The sequence below is a fragment of the Shewanella acanthi genome (assembly GCF_019457475.1).
GTDB lineage: Bacteria > Pseudomonadota > Gammaproteobacteria > Enterobacterales > Shewanellaceae > Shewanella > Shewanella acanthi.
This window is the reverse complement of record NZ_CP080413.1, coordinates 3941321-3967799: the sequence shown is the minus strand read 5'-3', so window position 1 is coordinate 3967799 and position 26479 is coordinate 3941321. Positions and strand designations below refer to the sequence as shown.

Below are 26479 nucleotides of genomic sequence, written 5' to 3'. Positions count from 1 at the left end.
CTATGGCACGTTTTTTTATTGATCGCCCCATCTTTGCGTGGGTGATCGCCTTAATTATTATGTTGGCGGGGGTGCTTTCTATTCGCACCCTGCCAGTATCACAATACCCGATGATTGCGCCGCCAACCGTGGTGATCAGTGCTAACTATCCGGGAGCATCGGCTAAGATCGTTGAAGACTCGGTTACCCAGGTCATTGAACAGCGCATGAAGGGGATTGACCACCTGCGTTATATCTCTTCAACCTCTGACAGCTTTGGTAACGCGTCTATTACGCTGACCTTTAACGCCGAAGCCGATCCGGATATCGCCCAGGTTCAGGTACAAAACAAGTTACAGGGTGCAATGACGTTATTGCCGCAAGAGGTTCAATCTCAAGGGGTTAACGTTAACAAATCGAGTTCGGGCTTCTTGATGGTCATCGGTTTCGTCTCGACCGACGGCAGCTTAGATAAGGGCGATATCGCTGATTATGTAGGCGCTAACGTTCAAGACCCCATGAGCCGTGTGCCGGGTGTGGGTGAGATCCAAGTATTCGGTGCTCAATATGCGATGCGTATATGGTTAGATCCGTTAAAGCTGACCCAATACAACTTAACCAGCATTGATGTCGTTACTGCGATTAAAGCGCAAAACGCGCAGGTCTCTGCCGGTCAGTTAGGTGGTACGCCTTCCATCCAAGGTCAGGAACTCAACGCGACAGTTTCGGCGCAGAGCCGTCTGCAAACACCGGAAGAATTCCGTAAGATTATCCTTAAATCTGATACGTCGGGTGCCAAGGTGCTACTGAGCGATGTGGCTCGTGTCGAACTGGGCTCCGAAAGCTATGCCATTGAATCTTTCTACAATGGTAAAGCTGCTTCGGGTATTGCCATTAAGTTAGCGACAGGTGCCAATGCGCTGGAAACCGCTGAATTAGTGCGTGCCAAAATTGAAGAGTTACGACCTTACTTCCCGCAGGGTCTCGATGTCGTTTACCCATACGACACCACACCATTTGTCGAAAAATCGATTGAGGGTGTAGTGCATACGCTGATTGAAGCGATCGTACTGGTATTCCTTATCATGTATCTCTTCTTGCAGAACTTCCGTGCGACATTGATTCCAACTATCGCTGTGCCTGTAGTGTTACTCGGTACATTTGCGATTCTGTCAGCGATTGGGTTCTCGATTAACACTCTTACTATGTTTGCTATGGTGCTTGCCATCGGTCTATTGGTGGACGACGCGATCGTGGTGGTTGAGAACGTTGAGCGGGTAATGGCTGAGGAGGGGTTAAGTCCACTCGAAGCAACCCGTAAATCAATGGATCAAATCACTGGCGCGCTGGTGGGTATCGGTTTGACCCTGTCTGCTGTATTCGTCCCTATGGCATTTATGTCGGGGTCTACTGGGGTTATCTATCGTCAGTTCTCGGTCACCATCGTATCGGCTATGGCGCTGTCAGTATTGGTTGCGTTGATCCTAACGCCCGCCCTGTGTGCGACTATGCTAAAGCCGCTGAAAAAAGGTCATGGCCATATTGAGACAGGCTTTTTCGGATGGTTTAACCGTAATTTTGACCGTTTGACTCAGCGTTATGAATCCTCTGTTGCTAGCATCATCAAACGTAGCTTTAGGGTGATGATGATTTATGTTGCGCTGGTGGTGGCCGTAGGCTTCTTGTTCATGCGTATGCCGACGGCATTCTTACCCGACGAAGACCAAGGTATTTTATTTACCCAAGCTATTTTGCCGACTAACTCTACCCAAGAAAGTACCATGAAGGTATTAGATAAGGTCTCTGATCATTTCTTGGCTGAAGAAGGGGTTAACTCGGTATTTAGCGTGGCGGGTTTCAGTTTTGCCGGTCAAGGCCAGAACATGGGTATTGCCTTCGTGGGTCTTAAGGATTGGTCATTACGTGAAGCGCCGGGTATGGATGTGCAATCCATCGCGGGCCGTGCAATGGGTGCCTTTAGCCAACTGAAAGAAGCTTTCGTATTTGCCTTCGTACCACCTGCGGTAATCGAGTTAGGCACTGCTAACGGTTTTGACATGTACCTGCAGGATAAAAACGGTCAAGGTCATGCCAAACTGTTAGAAGCACGTAACCAACTGTTGGGAATGGCAGCGCAAAATCCAAGCTTAGTGGGCGTGCGCCCTAACGGCCAAGAAGATGCGCCTATGTACCAACTGCATATCGATCACGCAAAACTAAGTGCCCTTGGCATTGAAATCGCGAACGTGAACAGTGTGTTGGCTACGGCGTGGGGTGGGTCCTACGTGAACGACTTTATCGACCGAGGCCGGGTGAAGAAAGTGTACGTGCAGGGTGATGCCCAGTACCGTATGCAGCCTGAAGACTTAGACACTTGGTATGTTCGTAACAACAATGGCGACATGGTGCCGTTCTCCGCCTTTGCAACCGGTGCTTGGGAATATGGTTCACCGCGTTTAGAGCGTTTTAATGGTCTTTCGGCGATGAACATCCAAGGTGCGACTGCGCCAGGTTTTAGTACCGGTGCGGCGATGGATACCCTGCAGGAGATGGTGGAGCAATTACCGCCTGGTTTTGGTATCGAATGGAACGGTCTGTCGTACGAAGAGCGTCTGTCGGGTAACCAAGCACCCGCACTCTATGCGCTATCGATTCTGGTAGTATTCCTCGTGTTGGCGGCATTGTACGAAAGTTGGTCTGTTCCCTTCGCGGTTATCCTAGTCGTACCGCTGGGTATTATCGGTGCCTTGCTTGCTATGGGTGCGCGCGATCTGTCAAATGACGTGTTCTTCCAAGTTGGTCTGCTCACCACGGTAGGCTTGGCGACTAAGAACGCCATCTTGATTGTGGAATTCGCCAAGGAATACTACGAGAAAGGTTCAGGCTTGGTTGAAGCGACACTGCATGCAGTCCGTGTGCGTTTGCGTCCAATTCTGATGACCTCACTCGCCTTCGGTCTAGGTGTTGTGCCGTTGGCGATCAGCACCGGTGTTGGCTCTGGTAGCCAAAACGCCATCGGTACTGGGGTTCTGGGCGGTATGATGAGCTCGACCTTCCTCGGTATCTTCTTTGTGCCGCTGTTCTTCGTGATTGTTGAGCGTATTTTCAGTAAGCGCGAGAAATCCGGTGAAGTGCAAAAACCTACCTCAGCCGAATAATTGATTCGTGCTAAAAAGCCCTGCATTGCAGGGCTTTTTTATTATCTGTGGTTTGACGTTGGCACGGTAAAGTTGCCTTGGCCTGAAGGGCAGATAAGGCAATTGGCTTCTATTATTAGCCCTAGATGCAGTTTTAATAATTAAGCGCTAAACTGCGCGCCCTACAGCAAGATTTATTTGCTTTTTCCAACAACTTAGGAGTGGGTCGTGCAGTTAAAATTAGACCTTAAGACTAAAAGGTTGCTAGCAGAAATGATCTGCTATTGTGGAACGCTATTGCTTTTGGGTTATGGGATTTATCATTTCTACTGGTTGGCATTAGTACCGCCAGAACTGACCCGCTGTATTGCTCTGGCGATTCTTAGCTTGGGATTAGGGTTAGAGGCTAAGGCGTTTTTTAGCTCATTGGAACAGACCATCAAAACATTAAACGCCAATACAACAAGGGCAAAATGGTTAGCCTTCATTTTTAATTTTGGGGTATTTCTGCTGATTTGCAGTGTGTTGATGGAATGGTTGTACAACTAATTTTGGACAAAAAAATTGGACCCTCGGAGAGTCCAGTATTCACGAGCAATGGTTGCTCCAAAGGTTTACTCATCCAATATAGTGCAGCATTACTGTACAATTGCTGAATAAAAAATATGCACCAGCGTTGCAGTGACTCGGCTGACAGCGCAGTACTAAAATGCTCTGACCAGCGAAGGCTTAGCCATATATTCATTGCGTTAGGGTGCACTTTAGGTGAAATTTTTGTGCATTTGTGATTAGCTGTAGCAAACTAGAATAAGAATTCACCCTAAGGATGGAAGATGGACAAACTGTTACTCGGCCTCACGCTGATTTTTATCGTTGCCTACCTTTGGTACGTCAGCTTGGTTAAAAAGCGTAATACCGCCCTCGAAGCTCTAGCGGGTATTGATGTTCAGTTGGCGAAACGCGCCGATCTTGTGCCTAATATCCTTAAAATCGCCAAACGATTTATGGAGCACGAAAAGTCCCTGCTTACTGAAATCACTGAACTTCGAAGCCAACTCACCCGTAGCTATAACAAAATAGACCCCAGTGCGGTGAAGGACCATATTGCTCAAGCAGAGCAACTCAATGAGAAGATGGCGACTCTTATGCTCAGCGTTGAGAATTATCCCGAGCTCAAGTCTGACAACACTATGCTGGAGGCGATGCAGACCTATAACGAGGTTGAAGCCCACATCAGTGCCGCCCGTCGTTTTTATAATTCAGCGGTGTCCGAGTTAAATACTGCCGTTGAAATCTTCCCTGGTTCCATCATCGCATCGATAGCCAAAATCAAGGTAATGCCTTTCTACGAAGTCAGTGAAGCCTCAAAGGCACCTGTCGATGCTGGCGAATACTTATAATCGCCCATTTAGTTAAGAATGGTTGGCGATAAACACGATGAATTTCCTGACTTTTATCTTAGGTAGTCCAATTCGCGCCATCCGCGAAGGGGCAAAGCTGTCGGTAGAGTCATCGGAGCGAGCGGCATTTCAGGGATTTTACGATACTGAACTCGCACCCTTAGCCAACCGCTTTGAATCTCAGCGTGTTGCCAGCCTAAAGGCAGCCCGTAAGCGTTTGTATTTATGTCTGACGATTGTGCTGGGTCTCACGTTGTTGGCCGTGCTTGCCCACGGGCGCGATCTACCGCTGTTTATACTGCCAATTGTGGCGTTTATCGGTCTGGGCGTTTGGAGTTATTCCCCTGTTAAGCAATTTAAACATGCAGTGCAGCGCGAGATTTATCCCATCATGTTTAAGTACTTTGGTGAGGATTTTATCTATAACCGCGAGATGCGTCTTGATATGAATCGACTGGTTGCGGCAAAAGTGCTGCCCAGTTACGACAAAGCCAAATTTGGCGATTACATACAAGGTAAATACAAAGGGGTCGAGCTGATTGTAAATGAAATCACCCTTACCAAGGATGTGACCTCTGAGGAATGGCAGGGCAATAAGCGAAGGACAGTGAAGCGCACCGAAACCCGCTTTCGCGGCACTGTGGTGGAGCTAAGTAGCCATAAAACCTTTAACGGCCATACGGTTGTACTAAAAGACAGGGGTGGGCTGGCAAACTTTTTTTCGGACTCCCACGCAGGGCTTGAAAGGGTAAAGCTTGAAGATCCCCTGTTTGAAAAGGAGTTTGATGTCTTTTCAACGGATCAAATCGAGTCGCGCTACTTGCTTAATACCGCCTTTATGGATCGCCTGCAGCAGCTTGCGAAATATTTTGAGGGTAATATTCAATGTGCCTTTTTTCGTAATCGCTTAATTATCTTTTTACCTAATCGTCGCAGTCGTTTTCAGGCGCAGTCGATTTTTAATGGGGCGAGTTTTGCTTCCGAATTCAGCCAGCTCAATCGTGAGATGAAGCAACTCTTTGCTATTATTGAAGTACTTAAACTAAACGAATACACGGGATTGTAATGATAGGGGCAATGTTAGGGACGATACCTCAGTTAAATCGCACAATGCTTTGGCTCGTATTTGGCCTAGTTGTGCTGCTCTGGGGGAGTATGACTCTAGCCGTTGCCGAAGAGGTCAAGACCAAGCCTAAGATCGTGGCCCGTTATTCCGAAACCGGCATTGTCAGCAGTGAAGGACAGGAAAAATATAAAGTTTATCAATACCAAGCCAACGGTGTGACCGTATTTACCGATAAGGCACCTAGTACCCACGATTATCAAATCCTGCTCTACGAATGCTTTGCCTGCCGCCCCGATTCTAAAATTGACTGGAATGGTATTCGCCTCTTTACCCGTAACTACGAATCTGTGATCAGCCGCGCCGCCCATAAACACAAGCTCGATCCTGCGCTTATCCGCGCCGTGATCCACGCCGAATCGGCCTTCAATGCCAGAGCCGTATCGCGCACAGGCGCCATGGGGTTGATGCAATTGATGCCCGAAACCGCTAAGGAGATGGGGGTTTCTAACGCTTTTATTCCCGAAGAAAATATCCTTGGTGGCAGTAAGTATTTGGCGCAAATGCTCAAGCAGTTTAATGGCAATATCGCCTTGGCCTGCGCCGCCTATAATGCGGGTCCGACAACGGTCACCCAATACAAAGGCATTCCGCCCTATCCTGAAACAAAAGCCTATGTAGAGCGGGTGCAAATTCTGCTAAAGCGCTACCGCAGTGCTAAGGTCTAGCTCTTGGAGCAGGTGCAAAAGCCCTAAAACAAAAAAGCAGCTAACCATAGGTTGCTGCTTTTCAATCGATTGGGTTGAGCCGAAGAGCCTATTCGCCCACTTCCCATTTAACCGTGACATTACCGCCGGCTTCGCCTAGGGTTTTACCAAGGTAATTCATCATCTCGGTGGCGATTTCATCTAATTGCCAAGGCGGGTTGATGACCCATAATCCCGCTGCAGTCATACCAAATTCATTGGAGTCTGGCTTAATTGCCTGCTCGATACGTAGCTGACGCTTAATGCCGCTATTTGCTAGGCGTAACAGCATATCCTCTGTCTGGGCGCGGTTAACAACCGGATACCAAAGCATATATACACCGGTGGCGAAGCGTTTATGGGCCTTGATAATGGTTTCAGCTACGGTTTGGTAGTCGGTTTTAATCTCATAACTTGGGTCGATTAATACCAGTGCACGGCGCTCTAATGGCGGCACGGCGGCAATCAGTCCCTTTAAGCCATCACCCTTGATGACTTTGACCTGTTTGTCCTGCTCGAAATATTCGTCCAGCAGCAGATGATCTGTACCGTGCAGTTCGTGCAGCAGCATACGATCCTTTAGTCCTAATTCCATATCGATAATGGCGGGGGAGCCTGGGTAGAAGTGCAATTCTTCTGGATTGTCTTCATTGAAGTGGCGCACCGCATCCACATAATCCTGCAGGGATTTAGGCAGGTCGGTTTTGTCCCACAGCTTAGCGACACCCTCTAAGTACTCACCGGTTTTTTGTGCAAATTCATCGGTTAATGCGTAGCCACCCGCACCCGCGTGGGTGTCGATATAGACGAGTGGCTTGTCCTTCTTGTGCATTAATTGCAGGGTTTGCAGCAAAATAGCGTGTTTTAACACGTCGGCATAATTGCCTGCGTGGTAACCATGGCGGTAACTTAACATGGGGTCTTCCAAGGTGAGCTTGAGCGGGTGAAATACCCGCATTCGATGGGGCAATTATAGGGGCAATCCCCCTTGGGGTAAATTGCTGCAGCCAGTGCCTCGTTTAAGACGGTATTCAGCCAAGGTGGCTTTTGGCATAATGAGCGTAATTTCCACCTGTTAAGCAGTGATCCCTTTGTCTATTCCAGTCTTTTTCAATCAACAATCTCCAACACTCGTGGAAATTTGCGAGCGCTGGCAATTAATCTTTGATAGCCAAGCCGCATTTGAATTACGTTTTGAATCAGACACGTTGACCCTGCATAAGCGCGATGAGCCCAAGCTCGACGGCATTCTGGTCGATTTTGTTACCGGCGCTGTGGCCCATAGACGCAAGTTTGGTGGTGGTCGTGGGCAGCATATTGCAAAGGCCGTGGGGTTAAAGCAGGGAGTCAATCCGAGCGTGGTCGATGGCACCGCGGGCCTTGGCCGCGATGCCTTTGTGCTGGCAAGTTTGGGCTGCACTGTCACTATGGTGGAGCGGCACCCTGTGGTGGCGGCACTACTTGAAGATGGCCTGCGGCGCGCCTATCAGGACGCTGAAATTGGCGATTGGATGCGCGAGCGGATGAAGCTATTCCACGGCTCAAGCCTTGAGGCCTTAGCCAAGCTTGAGCAGGACGTCGATGTAGTTTACTTAGACCCTATGTATCCCCACCGCGATAAGTCGGCTTTAGTGAAAAAAGAGATGCGTGTATTTCAAACCTTAGTGGGCGCCGATCTCGATGCCGACGGCTTGCTCGCTCCAGCGATGCTACTTGCCAGTAAGCGTGTGGTGGTAAAACGCCCCGATTACGCCGAAGATCTCGCGGGTGTGAAGCCCAGCATGGTTATCGAAACCAAGAAAAACCGCTTCGATGTCTATGTAAAATCGGCAATGAAATAGGCTAATTTGTATTTATTTGTTCGCTGTGCGATCTGTATGCGGCTAGTTTTCTTCGTAACTCTTGGGCATTACGTAAAGTGTTGGAGTTTAGATGGCGCCCTGGACACAGATCTTTTAGTAATTGCGTTATAAATCGAGCATTATCAAAACGTAACTCTTCGAAATACTCTTTTCCAGTATAAGTATTATCAATCATTTCTCTGCCCCTTAAGTATGTACATATGAGATGGCAAAGTTGGTGAATTTGTTCATCTGTTGCTTGGATTTCTTGCTGTTCCCTTGCTTGCATTAGAAGTTGAATCGGGGTTTCCCAGTATTCTCTTGCTAAATGATTAAGTTTTTTCAGGTATATAGAACTTGCATTTTGAAACACTAGCTTATTGCAGGATATGGTTGATATTGCACTATAAAGTGAATTCGTCTCAGTAAATTTGAATTCCTCAAGAATATAGGCAATAAATTTTTCAAGCCCACTGTGGCTCGTTAAGTTTTTCCACCATTTCAATGTGAGAGCTTGATCAAATGCTCTCGTCGTCAGGGCAACTAAAATATCCTCTTTCGTTTTGAAAATACTATAAAAAAGAGTTGTTGATATTCCCAATCCTATTGTGAAATCTGATATTTTTAAAGAGGTGACCCCATTTTCCGCTATTATGGATTCAGCTTTGTTCAAAATAGCTTCTCTAATATCGTTATGTTCTACTTTGTCCATACCCATACAGCCTTTATTTAAATATTACACCATATACTTTTCTGTCCTTCATTTCTCTTGATGAGCTATAAACTGTGAGCATACGCACAGTAAAATAAAATTTTATTTTAAGGATGCCGAGTGCTAACTGTTCAATAAAAATATTTAGGGTAAATGTTTGTGTGACCCTCATCAATAAAGTCATCTCCCTGTCATGAATAATTGTTCATGTTGAAGAGGGAGTTAAATATGAAAAAGATTTTATTTTGTTCTTTGCTTTTCCCTGTCTTTATATCTGTTCCTGCGCAATCAGCAATGTTAGCGGTTGAAGCGGGTGTAATGGATTGGCAATCGAAAGCCTCAGATTATTTTGGTGAGGCAAAAGATAATAATCCATTTTTAAAATTGAAAGGGTTTACAGCAAATGAGTATGGTGACTTATATGGTCACGTAACACTTGAAGATCCTGATAATAGTTCTATGTACGGAACCGAAATTAATCTTGTTGGACAGATTAATATTGGTGATAGTGATTGGAATTTATATGGGCAAGTTTTTGATAAAAGTAAACCAAAATGGGGGGAAACAAATACTCTTCTAGGTATTAGTTGGGATAAAAATATTGCTAATACTTATTTTCAAGTTGCTTTAGCAGGCCATATTGTTGATGCCACATATCAAATTTTTGATAAAGATTTTGATGGTGGATTTAATGGTGGATACGTTTATTTAATGGCAAGCAGGGATGTAAGTGTTTTTGATCAAAACTTAACATTAACTTGGTGGCAAGAGCATTATTTTGCACGAAATGATGATTATTTAATTTTAAGTGGTGATGAAAAAGACTTTGGTTTTAATGGTCAATTTAATATCAATTGGGCATTAAGTGAAAGTACAAGTATTAACTTAAGTTACAGATACTCAGAAAACAACCTTGGGAAACAAGGTTACCACGATGCAATTTTCTATTCATTTCAATACAAACTTTAATTAATGGTGACTGGCATGAAAATGAAAAAATTATGTTATGTGATGCTTGCTGCATCTAGTCTTACGTTAACCGGTGTATCTACACATGTTTTTGCCGGTGGGGATCTACCGGGTACAAGTTCAACTGCAGTAAAACAAGGGCAATTAGGTTTTACTTTTGTAGATCCATATAAATTTAGCCCATTAGTTGCTGTGATCGATCTTGGTGGCCAAACAATAAGTGACGTTAAAGTTACTGTTAAAGGTAAAGGTAATAAAGGGATTGATATTAAGTATGATGTAGGTCAAACACAATTAAATACCCATAATGGTATTCCAGTGTTTGGCATGTACCCTGATTATCTAAACCGTATTGAAGTTAGCTACAATCTAGCGGGTAAAAAAGTTGTAGAAGAATACAAAATTCGCACCAGTGCGTTACCACACTTACATATTGATGGTGCAGATCGTTCTCAATATGAATATGAGCCATTAAAGGTCGCTAAAGGTTTTGAAGATCGTTTTTATTTGGTCGATGGTCAAGTTATCCCTCCTAATATCCGTGACCACTGGGATTGGATCCCAACTCAAAACATTATTGATACCAACGGTGATGTTCGTTGGCATATGAATAGTGAAGTCATTTATGACCGCCCAGGTGGTTCAATGGGATTCAAACAAACCCGCGATGGTAAATTAATTTTTGGCCAAGGTCTCATGTTTGAAATGCATGAAGGTTTCTTAACGCCCTACTACGCAAAATTTGATTTCATTGGCAAACCAATTTTTAAACGTGAGTTGCCCCGTGGTTACAACGGTTTTTCGCATGAAGTGACAGAAATGCCAAATGGCCATCTTTTATTACGAGTCGGTAAACGCGATTACGTAACACCGGATGGACTGAAGGTGGATACGGTGCGTGACCATGTGATTGAAGTTGATCATAACGGCGATGTAGTCAAAGTCTGGGACTTTAACAAAATCTTAGATCCAATGCGTGACACTGTCCTGAAATCGTTAGATATGGGTGCTGTATGTCTAAACGTTGACATGTCTAAAAATGGCCAAACGATGACATCTGAGCAATTGGCGAATGAGCCATATGGCGATGTTGCGGGTGTCGGAACAGGTCGTAACTGGTTGCATGTCAACTCTATTGGTTATGACCCTGAAGATGACTCAATCATTATTAGTTCTCGTCATCAATCGGCGGTAATTAAAATTGGTCGAGACGATCAAGTTAAATGGATTCTAGGCACACCCGAAGGCTGGAATGAAAAGCTAGCAAGTAAAGTTCTCACACCTGTTAATGCAAAAGGTAAGGCTCTTAAATGCGACGGCAAAGGTTGTGAAGGCGACTTTGATTGGTCTTGGACGCAACATACAGCTTGGCCTGTAGTCGATCGCGGTACCGTTACCGTATTTGACAATGGTGATGGCCGTGGCCTCGAGCAACCCGCTATGCCATCAATGAAGTATTCACGTGGTGTCGAATACAAAGTCGATATGAAAAAGATGACTGTTCAACAAACTTGGGAATATGGCAAAGAGCGCGGCTACGAATGGTATAGCCCAATCACTTCAATTGTTGAATGGCAACCAGATCATAAGACGATGTTTATTGCTTCTGCTTCAGCTGGCTTATTAGAAAGTGATAAGGCGCCAGAGCACTGGATTACTGAAGTGGATCCTAAGACCAATGATATCAAGGTTGAAATTAAGGTTAAAACCCTGACCAAGCATGAGCCAGGTTACCGTTCAACTGTTGTTCACCCAGCCAAAATGTTCAATCGTTAATTTGTTTAAGGCGGTGGCTTATTTGTCACCGCCAAAGGAGTACATATTATGAAAAAAAGTTTATTAGCCTTAGGCGCACTCTTAATCTCTTGTTCTGTTTCTGCGGCTCAATTTAAAGAGGGAGAGCATTATCAATTATTGGGTGATGCGAGTTTTAACGCCCCAAATCAAGTCGTGAAGGTATTCTCTGTTAACTGTCCATTTTGCTACAAGTACGATAAGTCAGTGACTCCTGGCATGGTGAAAAACTTGCCAGAAGGTGTCACTTTTGATGCCTACCATATCACCACTAAACCACCGTTGGGTAAAGAGAAAGCTCTAGTGTTGGCCTATGCAAAAACCCAATCAGAAGAGGCATATCAAGCAGCCAAAATGGCTTTTTATAAGCACTACCATGATGACAAAATTCATTTTGCATCAGGTGAAGAAGCGATTGATTTTGGTTTAAAAGCTGCAGGTTTAGACAAAGCAGGTTTTGAAGCAGCAAAAAATAGCGATGAGATTAAAAAGACAATTGAAAAATGGGATCAAGGTTTAGCTGTCGCTAAGATCCAAGGTATTCCTGCAATTGTGGTGAATGGTAAGTATCTCATCAATACAAAATCTATTCGCAGTATGCCAATGCTTGATGAATTAGTTGCTGAGTTAGCGGCGAAATAAGGGGGAATTAATGACGATATTTAATTCACTCATTAAGGATTTCACCCAAGCTCCAGTGCCAACGTTAGCTCGTTGGCAGGAAGGTCGAGTGCTGTGGGCTGTGATGCTCTTCGCCGCAGTATTCTTGCTCGGTTCGGCAATGGGGTATTTCCAGATATTCCTCGGCATGGCCCCCTGTGAATTATGCGTTTATATCAGATTCAGCCAATGTTGTATTGTAATTGCTGGCGCGATTATCTTAATCAACCCTAAAAACCATATTCTCAAAGCGATTGGTGTTGTGCTAGCCGTGTATGCGGTCGCTCAAGGTATGGATTGGTCAATCAAGCTGATGCATATCCACGAGGCGGCACACTTAGTGGTTGATGAGTCAATGGACTTCTTTGCAGAAGCCGGTTCGGCTGCGGGCTCAGCCTGTTCTACAGAACCCCGCTTCCCACTAGGACTGCCATTAGATCAGTGGTTGCCCTTCGAATTCGCACCAACTGGTGGATGTGGAGAGGATGACTGGTCACTATTTGGTATGAATATGGCGCACTACTGCATTATGGCTTACGCCGTATTTGCTATTGGTCTGACGGCTGCCATTGTTGGTTGGGTTTCAGTGTTACTGGGTAAAAAGCCCTCGAACAGTCGAATTTAAGTGAGTTACTTAATTCTCTGTTGCTGAGTAAGTAGTCATTACGTGATGCTAGAAAAAGCGCTAACCTCGGTTAGCGCTTTTGTTTTAGAAAAAGATTTATTGTTTAACGTCTAGGGCGATGCTTAATATTACGAATATTAGCATTAGTGAGCATGGTGCAACATGCCTGCTGCGACCATAGCCTTGGTGGCGACGGACTGATAACGGCGGCTATGCAGCTACTGGTATCGGCGCTTGCCTGTTCATCCCTTTGATACAAGGTTCCCTTCTTTGATGCTCTATTGTATTTCGGCTTAGTAAAGCGGCCACTTAACTCCCTAGCCACAGCAGCAATAACGCTAAGATCACAAGGCTTTGCAGCCCGCAGAGCAGTTTAAAAAAACGCAGCGGTTCACGCTGAATAAAGGGAACAAATTGCCCCGTGCTGGCACTGCGCGCAGGGGTGGAGAGTTCATGGAAGAACTCATGGGTATCGGTTTGCCGCGCCTGTGGGTCTATGCTCAGCGCGCGGCGCAGGGCATTGTCGACCCAGGAGGAGAGCTGCGGCGCGAGCTCGATGGCGGATTGATATTTAAGAGAGGCAAAGTCCTTAGCATTGCGACAGTTGCCGAGTTTGCCATAGAAGGGCAATTTGCCCGTCAGCATTTCAAAGGTTATGACGGCGAGGGAAAATAGGTCACTCTGCACATTTCCGGTTTTGCCGAGCAGCAGTTCGGGCGCCGAATAATCGGCGGTACCTAGGATATGATCCCGTTCCAGTGGTGAGGCAATTTCGGCCAAGCCTTTAACGTAGCAGGAGCCAAAGTCGAGCAGCTTAATATGTTTATCCGCCGTCACCATAATATTGCCGGGCTTAAGGTCGCGGTGGATCATTTCGCGGCGGTGCATAGCGCGAAGTCCCGCCTCCATTTGCGATACCAACAATAAGACGGTGTCGATATCGCAGGGTTTACCCCCTAGCCATTCATCCAGCGGTTTGCCACTGAGGTATTCGGTTAAGTAATAGAGCGCCGATTTAGGCTCGGGTTTATCAATCAGCGCGACCACATTGGGGTGGCGAATCCGTTTGCCAATCCAGCTTTCCTGCATAAAGCGTTCGATGTAGGCAGCATCGTCTAGGTAGTTGACCGAGGGGGTTTTCATGCACGCCAGTTTGCCCTCGACATCCTGCACTAAATACACCTGGCTGCGTTCACTTTCGTGGAGGATTTGTTTAACCCTATAGCCATCGAGCTGCTGACCAACGGCGAGCGGTGGGGGAAAGGGTTTACTGGCAAGACTTAGATAGAGATCGGCCTTATCCATCGAAGGCAGGCTTTTTACCTGCAAATACTGGCAGCTAAGGTTATCGTCACTGCCCGCTGCGAGCGCCAGCAGCACCAGTGCGCGGCATAGGTTATCGCTATCATCATCGTCGTGAACGGGGTGATTACGCAGATGTTCTGCAATTACCGTATCGGGCACATTGGCATAAATCCCATCTGTCATCAGCAGCACGCCGTCACCGACTTCGAGTGACAGACTGCTGTAATCGATGTCGAGTTTAGGTTCCAGCCCCAGCGCGCGGGTGAGGAATACGCCTTTGCCCGTACCGCCCTTGCCGCAGGCATGGTCGCGGGTAAGCCGCGATAACTCACCTTTGCGCCACAGGTAAACGCGTGCATCACCCACATGCAGTAAATGCAGACTGCAGGATTTAAAAATCACCGCACTAAAGGTACAGACAAAGCCGCGGCTGGCATCGCGGTAATCGCGACCCAGCCCCAACAACCATTGATTTATCGCCGATAGCACCTTAAGGCTGGCGGTTTCGACCGACCAGCTTTGGGGCGTAGAGTAGTAGTCACAGAGAAAACTGCTCACCGCCACCCGCGCCGCCTGTTGTCCTTCTTCGGCGGCACTCACGCCATCGCAAATCACCGCGGCCACCCCTTTGCTTTGTAGCAGTTCATCCTGCGGTAAGCGCACTCCAATGGCATCCTCATTGCGGGGTTTTAGCCCCGCTTCGGTGCATTGGCCGACGAGCAGTTGCAGCCCCCGAGCGACGGGCAAGGCTTCATCGGATTGAGGTTTCACATTGGCTTGCTGAGCGGTGGCTTGGTTCATTGCATTTTCTCAATAGATAGACGTTCCACTATAGCTGTGATGATTCGCTTAACCCACGCTAATCAGCGTGACTTGGCCATGCTCATCAACTTCGGCCATATGGCCCTTAGGCTCGCGCATAAACATCAAGCAGCCCACGCCAAACAGTGCCGACGCCGCTATGGTGTAGAAGAAGGCCTGCACTGATACGAGCGAGTACACAGTTAAAAAGAATACTGCACCCACGTTACCGTAAGCTCCTGTCATGCCTGCGATTTGACCTGTCAGGCGGCGTTTAATTAACGGCACAGCAGCAAATACAGCACCTTCACCCGCCTGCACAAAGAAGGAGCAGGCCATCACAGCGACGACGGCGAGTGGCAAGCTCCAGCTGGCATCGATTTGTGCGACGGTGAAGTAACCCAAGGCGAGGCCAATGGTGAGGATGATCAAGGTGGATTTACGGCCACAGCGATCGGAAATCCAGCCACCGCCTGGACGCGACATTAAATTCATAAAGGCATAGGACGATGCCACCATGCCCGCCTGAGCTAAGCCAAGGCTAAAGGTTTCGGCAAAGAACATCGGCAACATAGAAACCACAGCAAGCTCGGATCCAAAGGTCGAGAAATAAAGCACATTCAGCACGGCAACTTGCTTAAACTGATAACGCTCAAACTCAGGCACCTCTTGCGTGAATACATGGCTGTTAACCTGCCAGGTTTTGTAAAAATCCAGCAGCAGGAGCAACACCAACAGGGCTGCAATCGACCAGACCATAGTGCTTGAGAGCATGTTGACGCCCGCAGGGGATAGCTTCCAGCAGAGTAAACCTAGGGTGGCGTACATGGGCACTTTCATCACTAGCAGCAGCCAAAAGTCTCCTGTGCTGGTCACTTCCATGGCGCCGGATTTTTTCGGTTTAAAGTAGGTTGAACCTTTGGGGGTATCGCTTGCGCCCCAGTAGTAAATCACCCCAATCACTATGCTCATCACCCCAGTGAGGGCGATGGCTACGCGCCAGCCGTAGGGCTCACCAATGGCTAAGGCCAGTACTGGCAGGGTGAAGGCGGCGGCCGCAGAGCCGAAGTTACCCCAACCGCCATAGATGCCTTCTGCGGTACCAAGCTCCTTAGCGGGGAACCATTCACTGATCATCCGGATACCAATCACAAAGCCTGCGCCAATAAAGCCCAGCAGGAAGCGTGCAATCGCTAATTGGGTAAAGCTTTCGGCGAAGGCAAACAGGAAGCAGGGAAGGGAGCAGATAATCATCAGCGCCGAGTAGACTTTGCGCGGGCCGAACTTGTCGGTCACCATGCCGATGATAACGCGAGCAGGAATGGTCAGTGCCACGTTGAGGATCAACAGGGTTTTCACCTGATCCTTGGTTAAGCCTAGGCTTTCGCTAATTAAACTCATCAAGGGCGCCGCGTTAAACCACACCACAAACGAGACGAAGAAGGCCATCCAACTGAGGTGCATGATCTTCATTTTTCCCTTGAATGAAAACAGATTGAATTTTTCTACCTGACTCATGATTATGCTCCCGCCAGCCAAACGCCGGCCTCATCGATACGGATATCCACTTTTTGAGCGCGCAGTTGCGGCTCTTCCAGACACGCCCCGGTTGTCAGGCGATAGTGTTGTTTGTACAGGGGTGAACAGACATACAACTCGCCATCCAGTTCACACACTTGCCCACGCGCCAACAGGCTTACGCCACTGGCGGGGTCGCGGTTATCGAGGGCGTAAATGCCCTGATTTCCGAGGTTGAATATCGCGACGGCTCGCCCGGCTACCCAGGCCGCGATCCCTTTACCCACCGGCAATGCGGAGGTATCACACACTCTTTCCCAGCTCATAGGGTCTCCTCCTCTGTTGCTGTAGGAACGATAGTCACCGGGATGCGTTGTTCCCGGATGCGTTGGTACATAAGCTGGCCATTGGCAGGCGCAGCTTGGGGGTTAACAAACTCATTGAAGCGAGCACGAAGCTCAGGATTTTCGACGCTGGTTTTCCATTCGCATTGGTAGCTGTCGACCACGGCTTGCATCTGGGTCAGCAGCTCGTCACCAATACCGAGTGAATCTTGCAGAATGACTTGCTTGAGGTAGTCCAAGCCGCCTTCGAGGCTCTCAAGCCAGACTGAGGTGCGTTGCAGCTTGTCGGCGGTGCGCACATAGAACATCAACACTTTGTCGATAAGCTCGACCAATTGGCTGTCGCTCAAATCGCTGGCAAACAGATCCGCATGGCGGGGTTTCATGCCGCCATTGCCGCACACATAGAGGTTCCAACCTTTGTCGGTGGCGATAACACCTATGTCTTTGCCTTGGGCTTCGGCGCATTCGCGGGTACAACCCGACACCGCCATCTTCAATTTGTGGGGTGAGCGCAGCCCCTTGTAGCGATTCTCCAATTCAATCGCCATACCGACGGAGTTTTGCACCCCGTAGCGGCACCAAGTGCTGCCGACGCAGGACTTCACCGTGCGCAGCGACTTACCGTAGGCGTGGCCTGTTTCAAAACCTGCGGCGATTAATGCTTCCCAAATATTGGGTAAGTCCGAAAGCTGGGCGCCGAACAGGTCGATGCGTTGGCCGCCGGTGATCTTGGTGTAGAGGTCATAACGCTTAGCCACTTCACCGATGGCGATTAACTTATCTGGGGTGATTTCACCACCTGCGATTCGGGGCACAACTGAATAGGTGCCGTCCTTTTGCAGGTTGCCGAGGAAGGCATCGTTGGTGTCCTGCAGTTGGTCGCGTTTATCCGCCAGCACATGGCCGTTATAGAGCGAAGCAAAAATGGAGGCGGCAGCCGGCTGGCAGGTATTACAGCCCACACCGTGTACATTGCCTTTGCCGTGTTTTTCGAGCAGGGTGGTAAAGTCTTGAATGCCTTCCACTTTGCAGAGATGATAAAGCTCTTGGCGGCTGTAATCGAAGTGGCTACAGAGCGCCTTGCTCACTTCAACGCCTTGGGCTGCAAGACCTTCGTTAATCATCTTTTGCACGCTGACCGAGCAGCCGCCACAGCCAGAGGCGGCCTTAGTACAACGCTTGATTTCACCTAGGTTATGGGCGCCAGCTTTAACAGCCTTAAGGATGCTGCCGCGACTGACTTGATGGCAGGAGCAGATAAGATCATTGTCTGATTTAGGCAGTGTTGGCGCATCGACAGACAGCAGTAGCGCGGCCACGCTGCCGTCAATTTTGTGGCCGGATAAATACAGATTCAGCAGGTTGCCATAGTCGCTGGTATCACCCACTAACAAGGCGCCGGTGATGACATTGCCGTCGTCATTAAGCCAGAGTTTTTTGTAGATGCCCGCAGGTTCATCCATCAATTCGACAAAGCGGCTAGTGTCGCTGCCACGGCTGTTACCTATTGCGGCCACATCCACACCCATTAATTTAAGCTTAGTGCTCATGTCAGCGCCGCTGAAGCTGCCGCTTGCATCACTATTGAGGCCTAAGGAGTGGACGATATGTCCCAGTGTCACCTTCGCCATTTGATAACCGGGGGCAACAAGGCCGAAGATGCGATCATTCCAGCTGGCACACTCTCCGATAGCGTAGATATCGCTTACCGAGGTTTGGCAGTAATCATCTACTGCAAAGCCACCGCGCGCCCCTTTGCTTAGGCCTGCACTCGCCGCCAGATTGTCATAGGGACGAATACCCGCCGAAAACACTAGCATGTCGGTATCGAGCTGTTCGCCGTCGGCGAACTTAAGGCGTAGACGGCCAGTTTCGCCATCGACAATTTCTTCGGTTGCCTTGCCGGTATGGATGACCACACCTAGGTCAGCAATTTTCGACTTTAAGAGCTCACCTGCCTTAGCGTCGAGTTGTACCGGCATCAGTTGGGGGGCGAACTCGACCACATGGGTTTTTAAACCTAGCAATTTAAGCGCATGGGCTGCTTCGAGGCCGAGCAAACCGCCACCGATCACCACTCCGGTTTTGGCATTTTTAGCTGCAGTTTCAATGGCTAATAGATCATCAGTGGTGCGATAGACCAAACATTCTGGGCGCTCACGACCCGGAACCGGTGGCACAAAGCCGTAGGAGCCAGTGGCTAGGACTAATTTGTCGTAGGCTTCGCTGCTGCCATCGGCCAATAGCACGCGTTTAGCTTGGCTATCAATGCCGACCACGGCGACGCCAAGTTTCACTCCAAGTCCCCAGTCCTGATATTGCTCGCGGGTGCTTAGGGCTAAATCATCGAGGCTTGCGCCCTTAAAATAAGATGAAAGTTGTACTCGATCGTAGGCAAGCCGCTTTTCTTGACCTATGACCAGCACGTCCAGTTGTCGTTGAATTCCCTGCTCGCACAGTTGCTCAACAAAGTTGTGGCCTACCATGCCGTTGCCGACGACCACCAATTTGGGTTTGAGGTTTGACATAGGATCTCCTGTGCTTTCGCTTGTATTCCTGATTCTGAAAAAACAAATGGCGCCACGCTCCTCTGCTGGGAGCGTGGCGCCATTGCCATGTTTAATTACCAAATTGTGTTGGGACTAATTCGCCGTCCCAGATGCTGAGCCCGTAGGCGTGTTCAGCATTAAGCCGCCGCGACTTGCGCCAGCAGTTGTCTTGCTAATTGCTCCATCCCCATTCCTGTTCGCATCGATTGGGCGCGCAGTAATTGGAAGGCTTCGGATTCGTTGCGACAGCCCTGTTTAACCAGCAGTTGGCACAGGGTGTCGATGGCAGGATTGGCGAGTGCTTTACCGCTGCGACAGCGATTAAGTGCTCTGCTAACGTCCTCTTCCTGCTTAAGTAACAACAGCATCACAGCTAAAGTTGAGTTCACTGTGGCCGCCTGTAGGCTCATATCTTCGGCGCCTGGGCGGGCGCAATGGGCGAAGCGTGTGAGCACTTCATCATCACCGCCAAATTGCTGTAACTGGGCCTGAGTGCCCTCAGGCGCGCAGATGGGTAGCACCATAGTGTTGACTGCACCGCAACGCCAAAATAGCAGCTCGTTTTCAACCCGTGGATTGATTTCGGCTTCACCCTGATGGCCGCGAAATATCACTAATTCCTGCTCCGGACAGTGTGGCGCCATCGCCGCTAATACCGCTTGGTAATGCACATCTAAACCGTGGTGGAAGTAAGTGCGCACCCCGTAGTGGCAGTTAGCGGGATTAAAGAAACGTACTGCTTGGGTGAGCAAAGTGCGAAGCGATAATGTGCGGTGCAGGGCGCGAATACGTGGCCATAGCGGTAACATGCTATCGAGGCTCATATAGACCACGCCCTTAGCGTCTAGTGCTTTGGCGGCACCCATGGCATCGATAGCGACAGGAATGCCGACCTGCTTCACAAAGGCACCGACATGGTTACGCTTAGGTGAAGCCAGTTCATCCCCATGGAGCACAATGCGTTGGCCTTTTTTGCCGAGGCGCAGCGCAGCGAAGAGTAACCAAGGGAACTGCTCGCGCTTACCCGCATAACAGGGCCAGTCGAGTGTGGCATTGAGTTCGGGTACTGTGGCAAAGACGCTGAAATCCCGGAGCGCTAATGCCACACCAGCGACCTCTTCGGCGGTTTCGCCGCGATGGCGCATGATGAGTAATAGTGAACCAAATTGCACATCATCCATTTCACCCTTGGCCCACAGGTGTACCATGGCGCGGGCTTCATTCACGCTCAAGCTGCGGGCTTTTCTGGGGCCTGCGGCCAGCGCATGCAGCAGCTCGCGGGGGCTGATATTGATGTTAACCTGCGACAGCATGGCGCAGCCCTCCGTTGTCAATCTCTGCGAGTAATTGTTGTAACTCGCTGCCAACGGCCACGACTTCACCGAGGATCATCAGCGTTGGGCCTTGGGTTTGGATAAGTTTCGCGGTCAATGCCATGGTCGCGATAGTGGCAGGGTGCAGCTGCTGCGCTTCACGGCAACCTGCGCTGATAAACACCATCGGCAGATCTGGATTTGCACCCGACAGCAGTAACGATGCGGCGATTTTTGGCGCCTGATCCTTACCCATGTAGAACACTAAGGTGCTACCGAGAGACAGCAAGGTGCGCCAGTGGTGGGTCGTATCGCCGTCCTGCTGGTGGCCAGTGACTAAGGTGACGGAACGGGAAACGCCGCGATGGGTTAAGGGGATTGCCGCCGAGGCTGCGCAGCCAAGCGCCGCAGTTACGCCCGCCACAAACTGACTTTTCACCCCGTGACGGGCTAAAAATAACGCCTCTTCGCCACCGCGACCAAATACGCTGGGATCGCCGCCCTTTAATCGCAGTACTTTTAATCCACACTGCGCCAGTTCAAGTAATTTATGATTGATAGCATCTTGGCTGGCCGAGGGATTACCGCCACGTTTGCCCATGTCGTAGCGTTCGCAGGTTTCTGGCAGTAGGGCCAAAATCTCGTTATCGACTAGAGCATCAAACACCACGGCATCGCAGTTGGCGATAAGGGTTAATGCCGCGAGAGTCAGATTGCCCAAACTGCCACAGCCTGCGCCAACGAGGGCTACGCTGCCCGCATCGAGAGTAGGTAAGGCACTGTTTTGTAAGAATGCTTGCAGTGAGGTGTGCATATTAGTCGGCATCTTGAACGCCTCCCATGGTGACGGCTGAATGTGAAGGCGTTAGGCCCTGTTCCAGAATCGACAGCAACTCACCGCGGCAACTACCACAACCTGTACCGCAGCCTGTAAGTTGCTGAACGGCCTCAAAGCGTTTGGCTGGGGCAAAACTTTGCGCCACGGTAATGATTTGATCGCGGCTCACACCCTTGCAGACGCAGACCAAGGGGCTATCACCCGCGCGCACTAATTGCTCAAGCTTGCCAATGGATTGGGCGCTTGCAATGTCGTCGATAAGGGCAAAAACCGCGGTTTTATCAATGGCGATGCGAAGGGGGGATAACAGGCGAATAGCATGGATGCGACCCGCTTTGAGCTCGCAGTGAATTTCCACGTTTTCTACCGTCCATTTAAGTCCGTTTCGGGCTTCGGGTGAGTCACAGGCTGGCAGGGCGAAATGATGGCACGCGCCTTTTGCGAGCACCTGCTCGAATCGATATAGGGTGTTTTCAATCGCGGTTGGATTTCCCCACTCAATGCCCTGTAGCAAATCTTTACGGCTTGAAATCGCAACCCTTTGCCCCTTGAAGGCGGGCTGTTTAGATATGGTATCGATGCGGCTATCGAGCAGGAGATTCACGCTGGCGACAGCTGTCTCGCGGCCCGTCCAGTGCATTGACATAAACAGCTGGTCAACGGGCACAGTATCGTCGGCAATCACTTGTACTAGTAGCTCGTTGTTAGCCTCAGCAGTCTGTTGGCCTTGAAGCGTCACTAACTGCCCTGAGACAAGTTCCCTCACTACTAAGGTGTCAGGGTGGGCGTAGACGCAGGGTTGTTGCTCGTGGGCAACTAACTGCGCTACATGGCCAGTGCGGCTGCGGGTATGCCATTGATCGCGGCTACGACCCGATAACAGGATTAACGTATCAGTGTGAGTCGCCTCAGGCTGCATTGGCGCAGCCGATGGCACTACAAAACGGGCGCGACCATCGGCGAAGGAAAACACCCCATCGCTATACAGGCGGTTATGGGCATGGCTTGATGTCACTGGCCATTGTATGGGACTGAGCGCCTCATAAGCGTCATCGGTAATGTGCTGCAGGGCTGATAAATCGAATAGTTTATGGGGGAATGCCTGTTTCACCTTTGCAGAGAGCGCTGCGTACTCACGAAAGATATCCGCGGCACTGGCATAATCGAATCCTTGATAGCCAATAGCTTTGGCAACATCACACACCATTTGCCAATCGGCGCGCGCCTCTCCAAGTGCAGGTTTGAAGGCGCGTTGACGGCTAATGCGGCGCTCGCTGTTGGTGGTGGTGCCGGACTTTTCCGACCAACCTTGGGCGGGCAGCAACACATCGGCAAATTGGGCGGTATCTGTGTCGCTAGTGATGTCGGATACCACAACGAAGGGGCAGGTTTGCAGCGCGCGGCGCACTAAGGCTGAGTCGGGTAAGGATGCCAATGGATTGGTTGCCATAATCCACACCGCATTGATTTTTCCATCCGCCATGGCTTGGAACAGCTCAGTTGCAGTTAAACCTGCATGGGGGGCGATATTGCTGCGGGGCCAAAAATCGGCGAGTAACTGACGTTCTTCACAACTAAACCCCATGTGATTGGCGAGCTGAGTTGCAAGGCCGCCGACTTCTCTGCCACCCATGGCATTGGGCTGGCCCGTCAGCGAAAAGAAGCCACAACCGGGCTGACCAATATGCCCCTTGAGCAGGTGGCAGTTGATGATAGCGTTAGTGGTATCTGTGCCCGTCACTGACTGATTTACGCCCATGCAGCTTGCGGTCACTACCGCTTCATTGTCGCAGTATAGCGCGAGTAATTGCTGGAATTGTGTGGCTGAAACGCCGCTTTGCTGCAAAGCATTTTCATCCGTGCCCAGCCAGTTTGCTAACTGGGTTAGCGCATCTTCACTGCCGCTGGTGTGATTGGCGATATAGCCATGATCAACAGCATTAGTTTGCGAAAGATGTTTAAACAGCAAGGAAAACAGCCAGAGATCCTGACCTGGCTTAATGGCAATATGCAGATCGGCCTGACGGGCAGTCGCGGTGCGGCGCGGATCGATAACCACTAATTTAGTGCCGCGACTTTCGCGGGCACGCAGAATGCGCTGAAACAACACTGGATGGGTCCAAGCGGTATTCGCGCCGACTAACACAATCACATCGGCAAGATCGAAATCTTGATAGCAGCCGGGGACGACATCTTCACCAAAGGCGCGCAAATGCGCGCTTACCGCAGACGACATACAAAGGCGTGAGTTGGTATCCACATTCGCCGTGCCCCAAAAGCCCTTGGCGAGCTTATTGGCAACGTAATAGTCTTCGGTCAGCAGTTGACCCGAAAGATAGAAGGCAACTGAGTCACTACCATGTTCTGCAATCGCCTCACTGAATTTACTGGCAACAAGGGATGTGGCTTGATCCCAAGTGAGTTGTTTGCCGTTAGCACCTAAGCGGGGATAACGCAGCGCTTGGGGTAAGGGCAGGGTATCTAATAAACGCTCACCCTTTTGGCATAGACGACCATGGTTAGCTGGGTGCTCAGCATCGCCCTTTAATGCGAATTGCTGGTCACTTTGCATCACCTCGATCCCACACCCTACACCGCAGTAGGCACAGTTTGTTTGAGTTAACTTCACTGGCAGTCCCCCTCTATTGAGTGAAACTGTATAAGCAACAGCCAGGCCAAATATAAAACAGTGATGATTTATAAGCACTTTTCAAAAATAGTGCCGATTTTGCGGAGTGATTTTTGCGCAACTACGGGGCAATTTTAACAATTCATGAACAAGTTTGGTGCAAAAATCCCTTTAAAATCATATACCTAAAAAGAGGTAGACGAGTTATTGAATACCTATAAAGGAGTGGTGTTTACCGCTACGACTAGGAATGCTTTTGCGTCTTAAAAGAGGAGTAATATTTAGATTGCGGGAAATAAAAAAGCGCTAACAAGTTAGCGCTTTTCGTGAATGAATACCTTGCGGGTTTATTTGCTAAATGTCAGCAAAGGCTCTGCGACGACCTGAAAATCCAGCGCCATCGCGATGCTTAGGGCTGTGATAGTGATAATCGAAAATCCAAATACCTGACGCGCCCAACGGGTTAAATCCACGTCTTGACGATACCCCTTTAATGCCATTGCTAACCACCAGAGGCTAGTCGCACAGGTGACGCCCATAAAGGCGATGCCAGTGTAACCTGCCAGCGGCAGCAAAGTGCTGACGAGGGCGAATACGGCGATATAGAGCACTATATGCAGTTTCGCCTTCGCCATACCCTCTGCTACAGGAAGTACAGGAATCTTCGCTGCGGCATAGTCATTAAAGCGGAAAATCGCGATGGCGTAGGAATGCGGCATCTGCCAAAGGCTGAACATCAACAATAAAATTGCTGCGCCCACATCCATTTGACCCGTTACGCTGCAGTAGCCAACCACGGGCGGTACTGCGCCCGAAAAGCTGCCCACTAAAGTGCCGTAGACTGAGTTACGTTTCATATAGAGGCTATATACCCCAACATAAACGATGTAACCAATCGCGGCGAACAGCACGGCTAATGCATTGGTAAACAAGGCTAAGATGCCAAAGCCAAGCACGCCTAAGGTAATACCAAACGCTAACACTCGGCCTAATGGGATTTCGCCCGTGACGGTGACGCGTTTGCAGGTGCGCTGCATTTTGGCGTCGATGTCACGGTCGATACAGTTATTGATAGCGCAGCCAGAGGCCACGACTAACGATAATCCCACTAAACTTGCCAGCATCAAGACCAGATCTACATCGCCCTTGGCCGCTAATAAGAAGCCGCCGGCAACGGAAATCAGATTCCCGAAAATGATGCCAGGCTTAGTAACCTGCACATACCCTTTGAATCGTGCTTTCCATTGCGGTGATGTAAATCTAGCTTGTGTATTCATTTACTGTGTCTCGTTACATCATCAAAGCGTTAGCTTCGAGAATGATCCATACCGACAGACCTACGACCATGACGATGATGAGCGCGGTGAACAGGAATGAGAATGTGTTGATCTTGCCTTCTTTAGAGAAGTCTAAGTGCAGGAAGTACTTAAGGTGTACGATGATCTGCACCAGCGCAGTCGCAATCACAATCGCTAACGTGGTTGATTTTTCGAAGCTGTGGGTCATTACCGCCCAGAATGGGATGGCAGTTAACACGACAGACAGCACGAAACCAACTAAGTAGGATTTGATGCTAGAGGCCAGATCTTCTGTGCCGTGGCCATGATCGTGAGAATGAGTTTGTGCGCCCATTACATTGCTCCTAATAAGTACACTACGGTGAATACGCAGATCCACACGATGTCCAGGAAGTGCCAGAATAAGCTTAAGCAGCCCAGACGGGTGATGCTGCGATTACCCAGTCCAGTCTTAGCCACTTCAATCATCAAGATCGCCATCCAAATCAGACCCGCGGTCACGTGCAAGCCGTGCATACCGACAAGGGCAAAGAAAGATGACAGGAAGGCACTACGTTGTGGGCCGTTACCTTGCTCAATCAGGTGATGGAATTCATAGACTTCCATACCGATAAATACAGCACCCAGTACGAAGGTCACCGCCAACCACGACAGAGTCGCAGCTTTGTTATGGCGCTTAGCGTAAATAAACGCGAAGCCGAAAGTGATACTACTCAGCAGCAGGGCTGCGGTTTCGACCAGTACGAAGTTCAGTTCGAAAATGTCTTTACCAGATACGCCACCGTCGGTGTTCATATAGAGCACCGCGTAGGTTGCGAATACCGACGCGAACAAAATACAGTCGGTCATCAGGTATAACCAGAAACCAAACAGGGTGTTTTCACCCGTGTCGTGGTGTTCGTGGTGCATTTCGCTATGCGCGACTTCTAAATCAGCTGGAATTGCTACACTCATA

The 26479-nt window shown here is 49.2% G+C and carries 22 protein-coding genes; 10 read left to right on the top strand and 12 right to left on the bottom strand.

Features of this window, described 5'->3' with window-relative positions; translation table 11 throughout:
• Nucleotides 1-2 precede the first annotated feature (2 nt).
• From K0H61_RS16995 to K0H61_RS16975, 5 genes are all read left to right on the top strand, one after another.
• On the top strand, nt 3-3137 hold the full coding sequence (locus K0H61_RS16995; protein ID WP_220050634.1) for an efflux RND transporter permease subunit: 3135 nt from the start codon (nt 3-5) through the stop codon (nt 3135-3137).
• A 207-nt stretch (nt 3138-3344) separates the two neighbouring features.
• Entirely contained in the window at nt 3345-3665 is a 321-nt protein-coding gene (locus K0H61_RS16990; protein ID WP_258405976.1) for a hypothetical protein, read from the top strand.
• Between the two features lie 284 nt (nt 3666-3949).
• Nucleotides 3950-4516, top strand: coding sequence for a LemA family protein (locus K0H61_RS16985; protein ID WP_220050633.1), 567 nt, complete (start codon nt 3950-3952; stop codon nt 4514-4516).
• 37 nt (nt 4517-4553) lie between these two features.
• Nucleotides 4554-5582 carry a DUF3137 domain-containing protein gene (locus K0H61_RS16980; protein ID WP_220050632.1) on the top strand — a complete coding sequence of 343 codons (1029 nt, stop codon included), beginning with the start codon at nt 4554-4556 and terminating at the stop codon, nt 5580-5582.
• Between the two features lie 89 nt (nt 5583-5671).
• Nucleotides 5672-6307 carry a lytic transglycosylase domain-containing protein gene (locus K0H61_RS16975; RefSeq protein ID WP_434086594.1) on the top strand — a complete coding sequence of 212 codons (636 nt, stop codon included), beginning with the start codon at nt 5672-5674 and terminating at the stop codon, nt 6305-6307.
• An 88-nt stretch (nt 6308-6395) separates the two neighbouring features.
• On the opposite strand, the gene K0H61_RS16970 is transcribed toward K0H61_RS16975, so the two are convergent.
• Complete coding sequence (locus K0H61_RS16970) at nt 6396-7241, bottom strand: 23S rRNA (adenine(2030)-N(6))-methyltransferase RlmJ (protein ID WP_220050630.1); 846 nt, start codon at nt 7239-7241, stop codon at nt 6396-6398.
• A gap of 181 nt (nt 7242-7422) precedes the next feature.
• Between K0H61_RS16970 and K0H61_RS16965 the strand changes: the two genes are divergently transcribed.
• On the top strand, nt 7423-8166 hold the full coding sequence (locus tag K0H61_RS16965) for a class I SAM-dependent methyltransferase (protein WP_434086624.1): 744 nt from the start codon (nt 7423-7425) through the stop codon (nt 8164-8166).
• A 1-nt stretch (nt 8167) separates the two neighbouring features.
• Here K0H61_RS16965 and K0H61_RS16960 read toward each other — a convergent pair whose 3' ends face one another.
• Complete coding sequence (locus K0H61_RS16960) at nt 8168-8878, bottom strand: TetR/AcrR family transcriptional regulator (protein WP_220050629.1); 711 nt, start codon at nt 8876-8878, stop codon at nt 8168-8170.
• A gap of 228 nt (nt 8879-9106) precedes the next feature.
• Here K0H61_RS16960 and K0H61_RS16955 point away from each other — a divergent pair, with 228 nt between their 5' ends.
• The 4 genes from K0H61_RS16955 to K0H61_RS16940 are packed head-to-tail and all read left to right on the top strand — an operon-like array spanning nt 9107 to nt 12926.
• Nucleotides 9107-9847 (top strand): outer membrane protein OmpK, encoded by a 741-nt coding sequence (locus K0H61_RS16955; RefSeq protein WP_220050628.1) that lies wholly within the window; start codon nt 9107-9109, stop codon nt 9845-9847.
• Between the two features lie 15 nt (nt 9848-9862).
• Nucleotides 9863-11623: an aryl-sulfate sulfotransferase gene (locus tag K0H61_RS16950; RefSeq protein WP_220050627.1), complete on the top strand. Its 1761-nt coding sequence runs from the start codon at nt 9863-9865 to the stop codon at nt 11621-11623.
• A gap of 48 nt (nt 11624-11671) precedes the next feature.
• Nucleotides 11672-12283, top strand: a complete 612-nt coding sequence (locus tag K0H61_RS16945) for a thiol:disulfide interchange protein DsbA/DsbL (RefSeq protein ID WP_220050626.1) — start codon at nt 11672-11674, stop codon at nt 12281-12283.
• A gap of 10 nt (nt 12284-12293) precedes the next feature.
• Nucleotides 12294-12926 carry a disulfide bond formation protein B gene (locus K0H61_RS16940; protein WP_220050625.1) on the top strand — a complete coding sequence of 211 codons (633 nt, stop codon included), beginning with the start codon at nt 12294-12296 and terminating at the stop codon, nt 12924-12926.
• A gap of 309 nt (nt 12927-13235) precedes the next feature.
• Here K0H61_RS16940 and K0H61_RS16935 read toward each other — a convergent pair whose 3' ends face one another.
• The 10 genes from K0H61_RS16935 to cyoC form a co-directional block, all read right to left on the bottom strand.
• Nucleotides 13236-15032, bottom strand: coding sequence for a bifunctional protein-serine/threonine kinase/phosphatase (locus K0H61_RS16935; protein ID WP_220050624.1), 1797 nt, complete (start codon nt 15030-15032; stop codon nt 13236-13238).
• A gap of 48 nt (nt 15033-15080) precedes the next feature.
• Nucleotides 15081-16550: a NarK family nitrate/nitrite MFS transporter gene (locus K0H61_RS16930; RefSeq protein WP_220050623.1), complete on the bottom strand. Its 1470-nt coding sequence runs from the start codon at nt 16548-16550 to the stop codon at nt 15081-15083.
• Between the two features lie 2 nt (nt 16551-16552).
• Nucleotides 16553-16876 (bottom strand): nitrite reductase small subunit NirD, encoded by a 324-nt coding sequence (gene nirD, locus K0H61_RS16925; protein WP_220050622.1) that lies wholly within the window; start codon nt 16874-16876, stop codon nt 16553-16555.
• The gene (gene nirB / locus K0H61_RS16920; protein ID WP_220050621.1) at nt 16873-19425 is read right to left on the bottom strand and encodes a nitrite reductase large subunit NirB; all 2553 of its coding nucleotides are present in this window, start codon (nt 19423-19425) and stop codon (nt 16873-16875) included. The genes nirD and nirB overlap by 4 nt, the downstream gene beginning before the upstream one ends.
• Nucleotides 19426-19583: 158 nt before the next feature.
• Nucleotides 19584-20759, bottom strand: coding sequence for an ANTAR domain-containing protein (locus K0H61_RS16915; RefSeq protein ID WP_220050620.1), 1176 nt, complete (start codon nt 20757-20759; stop codon nt 19584-19586).
• Entirely contained in the window at nt 20743-21585 is an 843-nt protein-coding gene (cobA, locus tag K0H61_RS16910) for a uroporphyrinogen-III C-methyltransferase (protein WP_220050619.1), read from the bottom strand. The genes K0H61_RS16915 and cobA overlap by 17 nt, the downstream gene beginning before the upstream one ends.
• Nucleotides 21575-24226 carry a nitrate reductase gene (locus K0H61_RS16905; RefSeq protein ID WP_220050618.1) on the bottom strand — a complete coding sequence of 884 codons (2652 nt, stop codon included), beginning with the start codon at nt 24224-24226 and terminating at the stop codon, nt 21575-21577. The genes cobA and K0H61_RS16905 overlap by 11 nt, the downstream gene beginning before the upstream one ends.
• A 347-nt stretch (nt 24227-24573) precedes the next feature.
• Nucleotides 24574-25503 carry a heme o synthase gene (gene cyoE, locus K0H61_RS16900; RefSeq protein WP_220050617.1) on the bottom strand — a complete coding sequence of 310 codons (930 nt, stop codon included), beginning with the start codon at nt 25501-25503 and terminating at the stop codon, nt 24574-24576.
• Nucleotides 25504-25516: 13 nt separating this feature from the next.
• The gene (cyoD, locus tag K0H61_RS16895; protein ID WP_220050616.1) at nt 25517-25858 is read right to left on the bottom strand and encodes a cytochrome o ubiquinol oxidase subunit IV; all 342 of its coding nucleotides are present in this window, start codon (nt 25856-25858) and stop codon (nt 25517-25519) included.
• Nucleotides 25858-26478 (bottom strand): cytochrome o ubiquinol oxidase subunit III, encoded by a 621-nt coding sequence (cyoC, locus tag K0H61_RS16890; RefSeq protein ID WP_220050615.1) that lies wholly within the window; start codon nt 26476-26478, stop codon nt 25858-25860. The genes cyoD and cyoC overlap by 1 nt, the downstream gene beginning before the upstream one ends.
• Nucleotide 26479: the final 1 nt, after the last annotated feature.

Excerpts from the sequence above, each read along its gene's own strand:
- K0H61_RS16975 (WP_434086594.1), top strand. The coding sequence starts at position 5,672 with ATGACTCTAGCCGTTGCCGAAGAGGTCAAGACCAAGCCTAAGATCGTG.
- K0H61_RS16980 (WP_220050632.1), top strand. The coding sequence starts at position 4,554 with ATGAATTTCCTGACTTTTATCTTAGGTAGTCCAATTCGCGCCATCCGC.
- K0H61_RS16915 (WP_220050620.1), bottom strand. The coding sequence starts at position 20,759 with ATGCTGTCGCAGGTTAACATCAATATCAGCCCCCGCGAGCTGCTGCAT.
- K0H61_RS16930 (WP_220050623.1), bottom strand. The coding sequence starts at position 16,550 with ATGAGTCAGGTAGAAAAATTCAATCTGTTTTCATTCAAGGGAAAAATG.
- nirD (WP_220050622.1), bottom strand. The coding sequence starts at position 16,876 with ATGAGCTGGGAAAGAGTGTGTGATACCTCCGCATTGCCGGTGGGTAAA.
- nirB (WP_220050621.1), bottom strand. The coding sequence starts at position 19,425 with ATGTCAAACCTCAAACCCAAATTGGTGGTCGTCGGCAACGGCATGGTA.
- K0H61_RS16960 (WP_220050629.1), bottom strand. The coding sequence starts at position 8,878 with ATGGACAAAGTAGAACATAACGATATTAGAGAAGCTATTTTGAACAAA.
- K0H61_RS16995 (WP_220050634.1), top strand. The coding sequence starts at position 3 with ATGGCACGTTTTTTTATTGATCGCCCCATCTTTGCGTGGGTGATCGCC.
- K0H61_RS16940 (WP_220050625.1), top strand. The coding sequence starts at position 12,294 with ATGACGATATTTAATTCACTCATTAAGGATTTCACCCAAGCTCCAGTG.
- K0H61_RS16945 (WP_220050626.1), top strand. The coding sequence starts at position 11,672 with ATGAAAAAAAGTTTATTAGCCTTAGGCGCACTCTTAATCTCTTGTTCT.
- K0H61_RS16985 (WP_220050633.1), top strand. The coding sequence starts at position 3,950 with ATGGACAAACTGTTACTCGGCCTCACGCTGATTTTTATCGTTGCCTAC.
- K0H61_RS16935 (WP_220050624.1), bottom strand. The coding sequence starts at position 15,032 with ATGAACCAAGCCACCGCTCAGCAAGCCAATGTGAAACCTCAATCCGAT.
- cyoC (WP_220050615.1), bottom strand. The coding sequence starts at position 26,478 with ATGAGTGTAGCAATTCCAGCTGATTTAGAAGTCGCGCATAGCGAAATG.
- cyoD (WP_220050616.1), bottom strand. The coding sequence starts at position 25,858 with ATGGGCGCACAAACTCATTCTCACGATCATGGCCACGGCACAGAAGAT.
- K0H61_RS16950 (WP_220050627.1), top strand. The coding sequence starts at position 9,863 with ATGAAAATGAAAAAATTATGTTATGTGATGCTTGCTGCATCTAGTCTT.
- K0H61_RS16970 (WP_220050630.1), bottom strand. The coding sequence starts at position 7,241 with ATGTTAAGTTACCGCCATGGTTACCACGCAGGCAATTATGCCGACGTG.
- K0H61_RS16955 (WP_220050628.1), top strand. The coding sequence starts at position 9,107 with ATGAAAAAGATTTTATTTTGTTCTTTGCTTTTCCCTGTCTTTATATCT.
- cyoE (WP_220050617.1), bottom strand. The coding sequence starts at position 25,503 with ATGAATACACAAGCTAGATTTACATCACCGCAATGGAAAGCACGATTC.
- cobA (WP_220050619.1), bottom strand. The coding sequence starts at position 21,585 with ATGCCGACTAATATGCACACCTCACTGCAAGCATTCTTACAAAACAGT.